Source organism: Pseudodesulfovibrio alkaliphilus (genome assembly GCF_009729555.1).
GTDB classification, from domain to species: Bacteria; Desulfobacterota; Desulfovibrionia; order Desulfovibrionales; family Desulfovibrionaceae; genus Pseudodesulfovibrio; species Pseudodesulfovibrio alkaliphilus.
In genome coordinates, this window is sequence record NZ_WODC01000001.1 from 243,737 (window position 1) to 256,986 (window position 13,250).

Below are 13,250 nucleotides of genomic sequence, written 5' to 3' on the forward strand. Positions count from 1 at the left end.
GGAAGCCCCATTCCGCCTTCATATTTCGTTTGTCTCTATCCCGCGAAACGCTAGCCGAAAGTCAGCTCCCCGCCGGATTCATCCACGGTGACGGAGGCGCCGTCGGCCAGTTCGCCGGAGATGATCAGCCGGGCCAGAGGGGTTTCCAGGCGGGTCTGAATGTAGCGGTGCAGCGGGCGCGCCCCGAAGTGGGGATCGTAGGCCGACTGGGCGATGAAGGCACGGGCGGCCTCGGTCAGGGTCAGCCCTATCTTGCGGTCAGCCAGTCGTCCCCGCAGACCGTCCACCATCAGGTCCACGATGCCCATAAGCTGATCGAGACGCAGGGGTTTGAAGAGCACGGTCTCATCCACGCGGTTGAGAAACTCGGGTCGGAAGTGGCGGCGCAGCACATCCATGACCTGATCGGCCACACCGGGGCGAAAACCGCCCTGCTCGTCAATGCCGTCGAGCATGTATTCCGCCCCGAGATTGGAGGTCATGATGACGATGGTGTTCTTGAAGTCCACGGTGCGGCCGTGGGAATCGGTCAGACGGCCGTCGTCGAGGATTTGCAGCAGCACGTTGAACACGTCGTGGTGGGCCTTCTCGATCTCGTCGAAAAGCACCACGGAATAGGGCTTGCGGCGCACGGCCTCGGTCAGCTGGCCACCCTCGTCGTAGCCCACGTAGCCGGGAGGAGCCCCGATGAGCCGGGCCACGGTGTGCTTCTCCATGTACTCGGACATGTCGATGCGAACCATGTTGTCCTCGGAGTCGAACAGGGCCGAGGCCAGGGTCTTGCACAGCTCGGTCTTGCCCACGCCGGTAGGACCGAGAAAGATGAACGAACCGATGGGACGGGACGGGTCCTTGAGTCCGGCCCTGGCGCGCAACACGGCATCGGCCACGGCCTGCACGGCCTGATCCTGCCCGATGACCCGCTCATGCAGCAGTTCGGGCAGCTTGAGCAACTTCTCGCGCTCGCCCTCCATGAGCTTGGAGACCGGGATCCCGGTCCACCGGGCTATGACCTGGGCCACATCGTCCGGGCCGACCTCCTCCTTGACCATGCGCGGCACATCCCCGGATTCCAGGGCCTCGTTGCGCTGGGCCAGATCCTTTTCAAGCCCGGCAAGGGTTCCGTATTCCAGCTCTGCGGCGCGGTTGTAATCGTGGATGCGCTTGGCCTCCTCGATGGCTCGGCGGGTGGACTCGATCTCCCCCTTGAGGGAGCGCAGCCGCTCGATGCCCGACTTTTCGTTCTCCCACTGGGCAAGCAGGGCGGCCTGACGCTCCTTCTGTTCGGCCAGGTCCTTTTCCAGCTTGCCCAGCCGCTCCCGCGACGCCTTGTCCGTCTCGCGCTTGAGGGCCTCGCGCTCGATTTCGAGCTGCATGATAAGGCGGTTGGCCTTGTCAAGCTCATAGGGCTGGGAATCGATTTCCGTACGGATCAGGGCCGCAGCCTCATCGATGAGATCAATGGCCTTGTCCGGCAGCTGGCGGTCGGTGATGTAGCGGTTGGAAAGAACGGCAGCCTCCACCACCGCCCCGTCGGAGATACGCACCCCGTGGTGGACCTCGAAACGCTCGCGCAGACCGCGCAGAATGGAGATGGTGTCCTCCACCGTGGGTTCGTCCACCAGCACGGTCTGAAAGCGGCGCTCCAGGGCCGGGTCCTTTTCGATGTACTTGCGGTACTCGTCGATGGTGGTGGCGCCGATGCAGTGCAGTTCGCCCCGAGCGAGCATGGGTTTCAAGATGTTGCCCGCGTCCATGGCCCCGTCTGTCTTGCCCGCGCCCACGATGGTGTGCAGCTCGTCAATGAACATGATGATCTGCCCGGCCGACTCCTGCACCTCCTTGAGCACGGCCTTGAGCCGCTCCTCGAACTCGCCGCGGTACTTGGCCCCGGCGATGAGTGCGCTCATGTCCAGGCTGAACACGGTCTTGTCCTTGAGACCCTCGGGCACATCCTGGGCCACGATGCGCTGGGCCAGCCCCTCGGCGATGGCCGTCTTGCCGACCCCTGCCTCGCCGATGAGTACCGGGTTGTTCTTGGTGCGGCGCGAGAGAATGCGGATGACGCGCCGGATCTCGCTGCCCCGGCCGATGACCGGGTCAAGTCTGCCCTGACGGGCCTCCTCCACCAGGTCGCGCCCGTATTTCTTGAGGGAATCGTAGGTGGCCTCGGGGTTGTCGGAGGTGACGCGCTGCTTGCCGCGCACCTCGCTCAAGGCGGCCAGCACCTTGCCCGCGTCCAGGCCGAACTGCTTGTTGACTCGACCCACCCCCGTTGAAGGCGGCTCATTCATCAGGGAAAGAAAAACGTGCTCCACCGAAACGAACTCGTCCTTGAGGCGGCGGGCCTGATCGTCGGCCGCCACCAGCACGGACTGAAGCCGCTGGGTGACCAGAATCTGGTCTGGCCGGGCTCCCGGGCCGGAAACGCGGGGCTGCCGGGCTATTTCGGCGTCCACCGCGCCCAGGTAGGCGTCCGGGGCCACGCCGAGTTTGCCGAGTATCTGCGGCACCAGCCCCTGCTCCTGGGCCACCAGGGCGTGCATGAGGTGCTCGCAGTCCACCTGCTGGTGGCCGTGGCGGATGGCGAGGTTCTGGGCCTCGGACACGGCCTCCTGGGTCTTGCGCGTGAATTTGTTGGGATCCATTCGCGGTCCTCCTTGCTCACCTATTCACCGGGACGGCCGGGCCGCGATGCCAACGGCTCGCGCCCGAAAACCCGGCATTGTCCGAGGGATCAGACAAGCCGCCTGAGTTCCTCTATTTCCTTTTCCAATTCCTCGATGCGCTCCAGCAGATCCACAATGATGGACCCGCCGTCAAAGGAGATGTCGAGGTCCTTGACCAGCCGCATCAGCTTGTGGATGCGGTAGACATCGCGCAACCGGAAGAGATATTCCGAAGCCCCGGTGCGGGCCGGAGTAATCCAGCCGAGGTCGACCAGTTCCGCCACCTGGGACGGCTCGATGCTGGTCAGCTCCACCAGTTGGGTCCAGGCCACATACTCGCTACGCTCGGGCAGATTCAGGCCGGGCGAACGCATCATGATCTTTGCAAGGCGTTTGGTCGTCATGATCGATATCCTCTAGAAATTCCTGGGCATAAAGGACGATGTCTCCTTGAGTTCCTCCCACAGCCGCCTCTCCTCGCCCGAGAGTCTGTCGGGCGACTGGATCATGATGCGCACAAACTGGTCTCCCCGCCGGGCGCCGCTTCCCAGCCCGCGCCCCTTGATGCGCAGCTTCTTGCCCGAGCCGATTCCCGGCGGAATCTTCATCTCCACCGGCCCGTCCAAAGTCGGGATGCGTACCGTGGCCCCGAGGGCGGCCTCCCAAGGAGCCAGCGGCAGATCAAGGACAATGTCGCTGTCCTTGACCTTGTAGAGATGATGCGGCACGAGCCTGATCCGCAGATACAAATCGCCCCTGGCCCCTCCGTTCATGCCGGGATTCCCTTGCCCGGCCAGTCGGATCTTCTGCCCGTCCTTGACCCCGGCGGGCACCTTGACCTCCAAGGTCTTGGTGGTCAGCCGCGGAATGTTGTCCGGCCCGGCCACCTGCTCCTGAAGCGTGATGGACTTGGCCCCGCCCTGATATGCCTCCTCAAGGGTCAGCTCGTACACGGCCTCGGAGTCGCTCCCGCGCCGTGGGCGCGAATGATACCCGGAACCTCCGAACCCCTGGGAATAACCACCCTGCTGGAAGCCGCCGCGGAAGCTGCCGCCGCCCCCACCGAAGATGGTCTCGAAAAAGTCCGAGAATCCGGCCCCGCCGCCAAAATTGACGTTCTCGTATCCCGGGGGAGGCTGAAAGTGCTGCCCGTGCTCCCAGTCCGAACCGAACTGGTCGTAGAGCTTGCGTTTCTTCTCGTCCTTGAGCACTTCGTAAGCCTCGTTGATCTCCTTGAACCGGCCCTCGGCAGCGGCGTCGTTGGGATTGAGGTCGGGATGGAACTTGCGGGCCAGCTTCTTGAAAGCCTTGCCGATCTCATCCTTGGTCGCGGACCGGGACACGCCAAGCAACTTGTAGTAGTCTTTGTATTCCATTGGACGGGAATTCCTCTGTTAGGAGAAAAAACATTTTATTGAATCAGGATTCTAAGGTAATATGCTTTCAGGTTGTGTCAAGAAAGGAACCGACCCGGACACGACATTTTTTCCACAAAGTTTTCCACAGGAGCCAAAGGAAGCCCTTGATGCAACACCCCCGGAGAACCGTTCCCTGCCTCCTGCTTGTCGCCCTCGCCTTTGCCTGCGCGGCCTGGACTCCCTGGGGAGCCGTGTACGGCAGCATCCGCGACGAACGCAGCGTGGCCGACCAGGCCGTGGACAAGAAGATTTCCCTGAGCATCAAAAAGGCCATGGCCGACCGCGACGCCAAGAAGGCTCTCAAGATCCATGTGTACTGCTTTCTACGCCATGTCTATCTGGTAGGAGCCATCGATGACCGGGACTTCCGCGACTTTGCCGCGGACTCCGCCCGGAAGACCGAGGGCGTCGATCAGGTTTACACCCACCTGGTGAATGAAACCGACACCCTGACCGATGATTTGGAGATCGCTGCCAGGGTTCGCGCCGCCCTCATCGCCGAGAAGCAGCTGAGTTCCACCCAGATCGAGACCGAGACCATGAACGGCGAAGTGGTCATGATCGGCATGGTCCGCAGCCAGGCGGACGCCCAGCTGGCGGTGCGCATCGCCCGGGGCGTCCAGGGCGTTCGCAAGGTGACATCCTATCTGATCCCGCCCAGATAGACGCGACACAACCATATCATTAAACAATGGAGAACTCGTGCCAAAAACCTGTGTCATGATCGTGCTCGACGGCCTGGGGGACCGGGCCCACGGCGAGCTTGGCCATCAAACCCCCTTGCAGGCGGCGCAGACCCCGACGCTGGACCGCCTCGCCGCCCTGGGCAGCGCCGGTCTGTATCACGCGGGCAAGCTGGGCCGTCCCATGCCCAGCGAAGACGCCCATTTCGCCATGTTCGGCTCGCCCAGAGCAGAGTTTCCCGGACGCGGACCGCTGGAGGCACTGGGGGCCGGGGTGAACCTGGACGGCGACGCCATTGCCATGCTCGCCCACTTCACCTGCGTGCTTGAATCCCTGGAGGGGCAGCTCATCGTCAAACACGACCGCATCTGCGGCACGCCTGACGAAATCGACGCCTTCCACGCGGCTGTGGCCAACTATTCCCGCAACGGCATCGCCATCGACCTCCACCGCACCGGGGGCATGTCCAGCGTACTGACCATGCGCGGCGACGTGTCGCCATTCATCACCGATTCCAACCCCATGGCCGACGGCCGGTTCGTTTCTGCGCTACGCCCCCTGGCCTCCCACGCCGACGACCCGGCCGCCATACGCACGGCAGACGCTCTGACAGAGTATCTTCGCTGGGCCTACGCCCGGCTGTGCGACCTGCCGCAGAACAAGCAACGGGTGCGCCAGACCCTGCCCCCCATCAACGGGCTGGTCACCCAACGAGCCGGCAAGCTCAGCCAGGGCGTGTCCATGCGCGACCGCTTTGGCCTGCGCGGCCTGTCCATGGCCAGCGGCTTCATGTACAAGGGTTTGGCAGCCTTTCTGGGGCTGGATTTCCGCAAGGTGCGCGACAGCCGGGACCCGGCCCGCGATCTGGCCGAACGGGTGCGGCTGGCCACCGAATTTCTGGACCGCTACGACTTCATCCACATCCACCACAAGGCCGCCGACCGCGCCGCCCACACCAAGAGCCCCCGGGGCAAGGTCAAGGCCATCGAAGCCCTTGACCGCGGCCTGGGCGAGACCGTGGACCCGCTGTTGATGAATGAGGATGTTCTGCTGGTGGTGACTTCCGATCACTCCACCCCGAGCCGGGGTACACTGATCCACTCGGGCGAGCCGGTGCCGGTCCTGTTCGCGGGCGAGGGGGTGCGCCGCGACGCTGTGGCCGCCTTCGACGAGACGGCGGTGGCGGCCGGCGCCCTGGGCCTGCTGCGCGGCGACGAGATGATGCACATGGTCCTCAATTATCTCGACCGCGCCCGCATGGAGGGCACCCACGACACACCCATGCCCCAGGAATTCTGGCCCGGCGACTACGACCCCTTCCTGGTCCGGCCGGAGGGATGACGGGCGCGGTGGGTAAAAGCTGCTGAGAGAAGAGACAACAGGACCGCGCCGGTTCACCCGGCGCGGCCCACGACAGCGCATGACTTTTTTGAGGATCAGTCTTGCAACGCCAGCGTCCATTGACGCAGGAAGTCAGGATAGTCCAGCAAATCCGCCGCCACATAGAACGGCAGGGTGAAAACCGCTCTGTTTTTGATGGCCGGGACATCGGCAAGCCCGGGATCCCGGACCAGGGCGCCTTGCAACGCCTTTTGCACGGCAAAGGCGTTGCCGACCATGACAATGACATCGGGGTTGGCCTGTTTGAGTCCGTGAAGCCTCGGTGTGGAGGCATGCCCCTTTGAGACCGCCGACGGATCGGGAATCATCGGCGCAGCAGCGTTGACGCAACCCAGGCGGGAGAGAAAGAACTGATCCGAGTAGCCGCCAGGGGCTTCCACGTTGACAAATGTTTTTCCAGTGGACGACGAATAGGTGCCGCTCAGAACCACCACCCTTTTCCCAAGAGGCTTGCCTGGAAGGGCCGTCTCAGCCTGCTTCATGTTCTCTTCGTAGGCGGAAATAAGCTCCTTGCCGCGCTCCTCTTTGCCGAATTTGGCCGCTATGTCCGCCACGGCAGAATCCAGCCCGCTGTCAAAATCCACATACTCCACTGTCGCGCCCGGAACATCTTTGACCAGATCCGGAATCTTGCCGAAGTCAATGTCCTTGTAAAGGCATGTCGGAGTGTATTTTTCCACGATAACCCGCGTCACGCCGGTTTTCTTCATGAACGTGGAAAGCGACGCAGGCGCCATGACAGTGACCTTGTTGGCGCAACCCAGAGCCTGGGCCACCAGAGCGACCTCGCGCCCCTTGGACCAGAGGCTCAAACGACTGACCATGCCCGTAGGGGCAATGCCGAGCTTCCAGGCAACATCCACCAGCCTGTCGCCGACCATGACCACCTTGACCTTCTGCAGCGTCTTGGGCGGCCCGGCAGCCAAAACCGGATTCAGGGCCAAAACGACAAACAGGGCCATAAACGCAAGGGTCCTCGCGGACCAACTGCAAACCTTCATTGAAACACTCCTTGCGGCTAGAAATGATAGGACAGGCTGGTGACGATCCTGTAGTCCTCACCAAGATTGAACTTGCTGCTTCGCTCCGGCGTCCGTGGCTCGCCCCGCAGGTTGCGGTAGACCACCACGGGGACACCCACGGCAAGCCGGGTGCTGTCGGTAATTTTCCAGTGTACTCCGGGGGTGATGAAGATGAAGTGCCCCCCAGTGTTGACCGTTTTTTCTCCATTGTGCGTCACTGGCTGTTGGTCCACCCCGTTAAGCTCGATTTCCAAGTCAAAATACTTGTTCAAAGCATAGCCGTAGCCGAAATCGTACTTGAACTGGTTCCCCCCACGCGAATCGTGGGCTCCGTCGCCAGCTATGGTGTACATGAAATGTGCATCGACCCTGGACCTGCCCAGCATCTTGGTTGCGCCAATCTCCATCTTGGGGTCCCATGAGCCTGTGCTCAACTGGAAGTTCGGCCCCATGTACTCAGCCGAAGAAGCCCCGCCAGGAGGAGTTTTTTTATCGGTATTGCTCAAGGGGACTTTCACGCCCGCTCCAACTGCCAGACTGAAGGGATCACCATTGCGCTCGGAGAGCAGTGCATACCTGCCCATAATGATCGGATCGCCAAATCCGCTGTTGCGCACCGTGGCTGAGTGTGCAGGAGGATTGCCGGACTTCTGCTTCTGCTCGCGGTTAATCAGTGGAACCTGAATCCTGGCCTCAAAATCATCGAACAATCCGGCCTTGGCGGTGAGATTGACCACATTGTCGACCCGTTTGTACTTCCCGTTGTAGTTTCCGGTCTTCCGGTCCTGGCCGTCATAGAGCTTGTCCTTGCTCACATGCACATACTTGAGGCTGACGGAATACTTGCCAACAGGCAAAACCATGCCGTTGGACATGTTCACGAGTCCTGCGCAGCGCAGGGGTTTTTCTCCAGCCTGACCACCCTTTGGGCCACCACCCTTTCCCTTGCCACCCGCCATCCTGCCCTTGGCTCCTGCCCCACCGCCGAGTTCGCCCACCACGGCATCGCCAGCGCCGTGGTCATGCGCTGACTCTTCCGCGACGGACGCTCCCGGGCTGGCCATGCCCATGATCAGGGCGACAACCAATGCGTAAAGTATCTTCACAACATCCTCTCCTCGCAGGCGCGCTCAATGGGCGCACCCGCAGATGAAATTGAAACTCATGTTCATATGATACGCGTCGGGAAATAAGTCAACAAAAACAGATGGATGACAACAATGCCTCTGCCGCGACAAGAATGGCGGGTGCAGAGGGCTGGCGTTGAGAACGCTGTCATTCGCGCAGGGGCAGCAATCGAAAAGCGCTACAGGCGTGTCCGCCCAATGTGAACACCCCGAACGTACGACATGTCGTTCAGGCCAACACAGCCAGCGCCAGCCGAGTCCGCCGCACCAACGCATAAAAGCAGAAGCGAACGGCATCCCTCGCGCAAACAGGCGAGCCGACGAATGGCTTCCCCAGAGCAGTCAAGCCGCCGGGATTATGGTCGGGAAACCGGCAGGGCAGCGGAATCCACAGTTGAACCGGCTAGATGTCAGTCCAGCCCAGACTTGATGCCGTGCCGGGTGCCGCAGTCCGGGCATAGCCCGTAATATCGGGCCGTGCAGTGGCGCAAGACAAATCCTTCCTGTAGTGCAGCCACCTCGCGCATGCTTTCGAGAAACGGGTTGCTCACTGACACGCGACGACCGCAGTTCTCACAGACGAGTTGGCAGGAATGACCGGAAACGACTTCGTAAAGGCATGAAACTCCTGCCTGTCCCACGCGCCTGGCAAGACCGGCCCCCTGAAGATGGGAAAGCGCCCTGTAAAGAGTGGACAGACTGATACCGCTTTCGACACCGCCCGACGCGGCCAGCAGTTCCTCGGCGCTGAAAGGTTCCCTCATCGCAAGAAAAGCCATGAGGATACGCCGTCGCTGCGGCGTAAGTTTCAGGTTGTTGCTCTCGAGATACTCCTTGAACTGGTCAATTCCGTCATCAACTTCCCGAGAAGCAGACTTGAACCTTGGTCGGCCACTCCTGCTGCGAATATTCTCATTGAGACGCGCAACAGGCAAAGAACTGGCGGCAACCCCCTGACAATCAACGCAATAGTCCTTTTTCATTGACATTTCTCCCCCAACAAAAGTATTGTACTGATATCGAATTTCATTTTCAAAGGCAATAAAAACATGTGTCGCGCATTCCTGGCCAAAACCCGGCAACGAACCCGCCCCGGAACCACGTAAGAGCTATAAACCTCTCAATGGTTGCGGTGTCGTTGACACCGGGCACAAGCGGGCTGTCTCAAAACTTACAAACAGGGAGTATTCAGATGAAAAAAACCATGTTTTGCGCGGGGATCGCCGCCCTGCTTCTCTTCTCCACATCCGTGTGGGCCCACACCCCTCTGTGCGACTGCTTCGATAACGGCGACGGAACCGTCACCTGCCAGGGCAGCTTTTCAGATGGTTCTTCGGCATCAGGCGTTACCATGCGGGTCCTTGATGCTGGAGGCAAGATCGTTGTGGAAGGAAAAATGGACAAAGTCAGCGAATTCTCCTTTGAAAAACCCCAGGGCGACTACACCGTCCAGTTCGATGCCGGAGCTGGCCACACTCTGGACATCGGAAGTTCCAGAATCGTTCACTAGCCCCGAGAAGCGACACACGGCAGCAGGCAACACGCAAGGTCGCTTGTCCAGCGCTGGGCAAACGACCTTGCCGCCCTTCCTCCGGCCTACTTGTCCTCAAGCTCCGGATCGTAGTCCCTGGTGGTCGGGTTGTAGCAGTAGCGGCATTTGCCGGGCCGACGGAACCAGTGGATCAGGCCGCTTCCGGCCACGAAGCCGCCCACGTGGGCCCACCAGGCCACGCTCTGTGCGCCGCCGCCCGAAACAAGTCCGGCCGCCACCTGGGACAAAAACCACACCCCGAGAAAAAGCCCCGAGGGAATGCGCAGGAACAGGGGAATGAAGACAATGGGCACCAGGGTAAGCACCCGCCCGTGGGGATAGAGGATGATATAGGCACCCATGACCCCGGCCACGGCCCCGGATGCGCCGATGATGGGCACAGGCGAAGTCTGCTCGAAAAGCATCTGCAGCCCGACCGCGGCCAGCCCGCACAGCAGATAGAAGACCACGAACCCGAAATGGCCGGTGACATCCTCGATGTTGTCGCCGAAGATCCAGAGCATCCACATGTTCAAAATGACATGGACCCAGCCGCCATGCAGGAACATGTAGGAGAGCAGCGGCCAGCCCGAGATGTCGGGATACCCGGCCCGCACGGCCCAGACTGGCTCGAAGAAACGGGCCGGAACCACGCCATGAACGTGGAAGAGATGGGCCAGGGAGCGAGGATCAAGCCCGAGACTGTAGAGGAATACCGCCGCGTTGAGCAGGATGATGGCCGAGACCGCCACGGGCGTGGTCACTCGCGGCACGTTGTCCCGGATGGGTATCATTGGTCGTCTGCCTCATCCGGGTCGCTCGTCCACGCTTCGTCCTGCGTCTCGTCCGCCTCTTCCCGCTCCGCCATCAGCGCGAGTTCTCCGGCCGCCTCGCGGTCCATGTTCGCGGCGAGTTCCGGCCAGAGGCCGACCAGCCAGGAACGGGTTGCCGCCGTCCGCTCCTCGTACCGGGCCAGGGCCGCCCCGTGCAGCCGGGCGGCCTCGGCCTCCAGGCGGTCCAGCCCGTCGTCGTTATCAAGGATCACATCGCAGACGGCCAGCTTGTCCGCCTCGGGCCACTGCCAGGAATCGAACACGGCCAGGGTTTCGGCGTCCAGCCCCCGCGCCAGGCGCAACGCTCCGGTGCGCAGGGCCTCCGGGCAGCGCACCCCGGCCACCATGTCCACCACTCCGTCGGTGTGCCAGCCCCCCTCCAGCAGCAGCGGCACCTCGGCATAGACCACGGACGCGTCACGGTGGGCGCGGAAGAACTCCTCGCAGCGGTGCCGGACCATGGGATGAATCATGTCCATGACCTCGCGCCGAAGCCCTTCGGAGTTCCGCATGGCCGCCAGGAGGGCGGGGCGGTCCACCCCGCCGTCGCCGCGCAGATAGGCACTCCCGTAGCGTTGGCCGAGCATGGTCGCCCCGTCGCCGCCCGGCTCGTAGAGCCAGCCCACGGCCTCGTCGGCGCTGAAGCAGGCATGTCCCTGTCGGCAAAGAAACCCGAGCAGGGCCGACTTGCCGCTGCCCGGCATGCCCACGATGCCCACCCGCAGACACTCCCTGGGCAGGGCGGCCAGCAGGGAGCGGAAATCCTCTGGGGGCTCGCGCCACAGAATGAGCGGCTCCCCCGTGGCCGGATGACGCAGACCGAGATGAAAGGCGTGAAGCATCTGGCGCGGGGCCAGCCCGGCCAGAATGTCGGGTCTGCGCGTCCACTGGGCGTTCTCACGCGGCCCGTAGACCGCATCGCCCAGCAGAGGATGCCCCAGATGGGCCATGTGAACCCGAATCTGGTGGGTCCGTCCGGTGTGGATGCGCACGGCCACGAGGCTGGCCAGCCCACGCGGCCCGGTCCACAACACCCTGTAGTCGCTGCGGGCCTCGCGCCCCCCCCTTGGCGTGACAGCCATGCGCGTCTTGTGGGTCGGATGCCTGCCTATGGGGGCGTCGACGGTTCCCCTGGCCGGATCCGGCCGCCCGTGAACAATGGCCAGATAGGTCTTGCACACCCGACGCAACGCGAAATCGGCGGCCAGCCGCAGCCTGACCGCCTCGCTGCGGGCAACGGCAATGAGACCCGAGGTATCCTTGTCCAGCCGATGAACAATGCCAGGCCGCTGACGGTCCATGCCCGAAAGTCCGGCAGCCATGTCCGGCCAGCGGTGCAGCAGGTGGTTGACCAGGGTGGGCCCCGGCTCGCCCGGCGCGGGGTGAGTGGTCAGCCCGGCCCGCTTGTCGACGACCGCGAGATGTTCATCCTCAAAGACCACGGCCACCTCGCCGGGCACGGCACGGGCCTCGGCATCGGCCGCGGGCGGCCCCCCGTCGCCCAGGCGCAAGGTCTCGCCGCCCGAGAGGACATGCTTGCCCCGGATCACGGCCTCGCCGTCCACCAGAGCCAGCCCGGCCTCGATCCACTCCTTGGCCCGGCCACGCGACACCCCCTCGTCCGCCAGCTCCCTCGCCCAAAACCTGTCAAGCCGCAGTCCCCGATCCGATGGCGCGACCACGCGCTCCCAGCTCCGTTTTTCCGCTTTGATGCTCATGCCTCACGATATACCGGGAATCATTGGAAAGCAAAAACCATTTTCCCGCGAGTTCCCGCAGACGGCCAATTTACCCTTGACCCGACAGGGGCGGGAGACTAGAAAAGGAAAGTTTTGCACAGCGGCGTTCATCCGCCGTCCTTCATCCAACCCAACATCGCACCAAGGGGGAGTTTCGTGGCCCTACACGTGGTTGACCACCCGCTCATCCGGCACAAGATCGGCATCCTTCGCAAACATGACATTTCCACCAGCCGCTTCCGCCAGTTGGCGAACGAAGTTACCCGGCTCCTGACATACGAGGCCACCAAGGACTTTGAGACGGAGAAGATCACCATTGAGGGATGGGCCGGCGAGGTGGAGGTGGACTCCATCAAGGGCAAGAAGGTCACGGTGGTGCCCATCCTGCGCGCCGGGCTCGGCATGATGGACGGCGTCTTCGACATGATCCCCGGCGCCAAGGCATCGGTGGTGGGCTTCTACCGCGACGAGGAGAGCCTGGAGCCTGTGCAGTACTACGTCAAGCTCGCCAGCCAGATGGAGGAGCGCACCGCCCTGATCCTGGACCCCATGCTGGCCACCGGGGGCACGCTGAATGCCACCATCAAGCTGCTCAAGGATTCGGGCTGCAAGTCCATCCGGGGGCTTTTCCTCTGCGCCGCGCCCGAGGGTATCGAACGCATCCTGGGCGAGCACCCGGACGTGGATATTTACGTTGCGGCCGTTGACGAAAAGCTCAACGACATCGGCTACATCATTCCCGGCCTCGGAGACGCCGGGGACAAGATATTCGGCACCAAATAGGGAGTCGGGCACGCCGGGCGGCGTGCCTTTTTTTTGGGGGAGT

At 62.6% G+C, this 13,250-nt stretch carries 12 protein-coding genes; 4 read left to right on the plus strand and 8 right to left on the minus strand.

Annotated features, from left to right (window positions below; all coding sequences use genetic code 11):
- Positions 1-50: 50 nt before the first annotated feature.
- The 3 genes from clpB to GKC30_RS01280 all read right to left on the minus strand — a co-directional run bounded on the left by clpB (position 51) and on the right by GKC30_RS01280 (position 4,045).
- Positions 51-2,648, minus strand: coding sequence for an ATP-dependent chaperone ClpB (clpB, locus tag GKC30_RS01270; protein WP_155931719.1), 2,598 nt, complete (start codon positions 2,646-2,648; stop codon positions 51-53).
- An 89-nt stretch (positions 2,649-2,737) separates the two neighbouring features.
- Positions 2,738-3,073 (minus strand): chaperone modulator CbpM, encoded by a 336-nt coding sequence (locus GKC30_RS01275; protein ID WP_155931721.1) that lies wholly within the window; start codon positions 3,071-3,073, stop codon positions 2,738-2,740.
- Positions 3,074-3,085: 12 nt separating this feature from the next.
- Complete coding sequence (locus tag GKC30_RS01280) at positions 3,086-4,045, minus strand: DnaJ C-terminal domain-containing protein (RefSeq protein ID WP_155931723.1); 960 nt, start codon at positions 4,043-4,045, stop codon at positions 3,086-3,088.
- Positions 4,046-4,194: 149 nt separating this feature from the next.
- Between GKC30_RS01280 and GKC30_RS01285 the strand changes: the two genes are divergently transcribed.
- Together GKC30_RS01285 and GKC30_RS01290 are read left to right on the plus strand one after the other, a co-directional pair.
- The gene (locus GKC30_RS01285; protein ID WP_155931725.1) at positions 4,195-4,752 is read left to right on the plus strand and encodes a BON domain-containing protein; all 558 of its coding nucleotides are present in this window, start codon (positions 4,195-4,197) and stop codon (positions 4,750-4,752) included.
- 37 nt (positions 4,753-4,789) lie between these two features.
- Complete coding sequence (locus GKC30_RS01290; protein WP_367613913.1) at positions 4,790-6,112, plus strand: phosphoglycerate mutase; 1,323 nt, start codon at positions 4,790-4,792, stop codon at positions 6,110-6,112.
- A 95-nt stretch (positions 6,113-6,207) separates the two neighbouring features.
- Here the strand turns inward: GKC30_RS01290 and GKC30_RS01295 are convergent, their stop codons facing one another.
- The 3 genes from GKC30_RS01295 to GKC30_RS01305 form a co-directional block, all read right to left on the minus strand.
- Positions 6,208-7,173, minus strand: coding sequence for an ABC transporter substrate-binding protein (locus tag GKC30_RS01295; protein WP_155931727.1), 966 nt, complete (start codon positions 7,171-7,173; stop codon positions 6,208-6,210).
- Positions 7,174-7,190: 17 nt separating this feature from the next.
- Positions 7,191-8,300: a transporter gene (locus tag GKC30_RS14940; protein ID WP_155931729.1), complete on the minus strand. Its 1,110-nt coding sequence runs from the start codon at positions 8,298-8,300 to the stop codon at positions 7,191-7,193.
- 431 nt (positions 8,301-8,731) lie between these two features.
- Complete coding sequence (locus GKC30_RS01305; RefSeq protein ID WP_196772775.1) at positions 8,732-9,304, minus strand: Fur family transcriptional regulator; 573 nt, start codon at positions 9,302-9,304, stop codon at positions 8,732-8,734.
- Between the two features lie 209 nt (positions 9,305-9,513).
- On the opposite strand from GKC30_RS01305, the gene GKC30_RS01310 reads away from it, so the two are divergent.
- Positions 9,514-9,831: a hypothetical protein gene (locus GKC30_RS01310; RefSeq protein WP_155931733.1), complete on the plus strand. Its 318-nt coding sequence runs from the start codon at positions 9,514-9,516 to the stop codon at positions 9,829-9,831.
- Positions 9,832-9,917: 86 nt separating this feature from the next.
- Here the strand turns inward: GKC30_RS01310 and GKC30_RS01315 are convergent, their stop codons facing one another.
- Both GKC30_RS01315 and GKC30_RS01320 read right to left on the minus strand, forming a co-directional pair.
- On the minus strand, positions 9,918-10,646 hold the full coding sequence (locus tag GKC30_RS01315; protein ID WP_155931735.1) for a rhomboid family intramembrane serine protease: 729 nt from the start codon (positions 10,644-10,646) through the stop codon (positions 9,918-9,920).
- Complete coding sequence (locus tag GKC30_RS01320) at positions 10,643-12,403, minus strand: dephospho-CoA kinase (protein ID WP_155931737.1); 1,761 nt, start codon at positions 12,401-12,403, stop codon at positions 10,643-10,645. Before GKC30_RS01320 ends, GKC30_RS01315 begins: the two co-directional genes overlap by 4 nt.
- A 177-nt stretch (positions 12,404-12,580) precedes the next feature.
- Here GKC30_RS01320 and upp point away from each other — a divergent pair, with 177 nt between their 5' ends.
- Positions 12,581-13,207 carry a uracil phosphoribosyltransferase gene (gene upp / locus GKC30_RS01325; protein ID WP_367613914.1) on the plus strand — a complete coding sequence of 209 codons (627 nt, stop codon included), beginning with the start codon at positions 12,581-12,583 and terminating at the stop codon, positions 13,205-13,207.
- Positions 13,208-13,250: the final 43 nt, after the last annotated feature.

Excerpts from the sequence above, each read along its gene's own strand:
- GKC30_RS01280 (WP_155931723.1), bottom strand. The coding sequence starts at position 4,045 with ATGGAATACAAAGACTACTACAAGTTGCTTGGCGTGTCCCGGTCCGCG.
- clpB (WP_155931719.1), bottom strand. The coding sequence starts at position 2,648 with ATGGATCCCAACAAATTCACGCGCAAGACCCAGGAGGCCGTGTCCGAG.
- GKC30_RS01305 (WP_196772775.1), bottom strand. The coding sequence starts at position 9,304 with ATGAAAAAGGACTATTGCGTTGATTGTCAGGGGGTTGCCGCCAGTTCT.
- GKC30_RS01315 (WP_155931735.1), bottom strand. The coding sequence starts at position 10,646 with ATGATACCCATCCGGGACAACGTGCCGCGAGTGACCACGCCCGTGGCG.
- GKC30_RS01310 (WP_155931733.1), top strand. The coding sequence starts at position 9,514 with ATGAAAAAAACCATGTTTTGCGCGGGGATCGCCGCCCTGCTTCTCTTC.
- GKC30_RS01285 (WP_155931725.1), top strand. The coding sequence starts at position 4,195 with ATGCAACACCCCCGGAGAACCGTTCCCTGCCTCCTGCTTGTCGCCCTC.
- GKC30_RS01275 (WP_155931721.1), bottom strand. The coding sequence starts at position 3,073 with ATGACGACCAAACGCCTTGCAAAGATCATGATGCGTTCGCCCGGCCTG.
- GKC30_RS01295 (WP_155931727.1), bottom strand. The coding sequence starts at position 7,173 with ATGAAGGTTTGCAGTTGGTCCGCGAGGACCCTTGCGTTTATGGCCCTG.
- GKC30_RS01320 (WP_155931737.1), bottom strand. The coding sequence starts at position 12,403 with ATGAGCATCAAAGCGGAAAAACGGAGCTGGGAGCGCGTGGTCGCGCCA.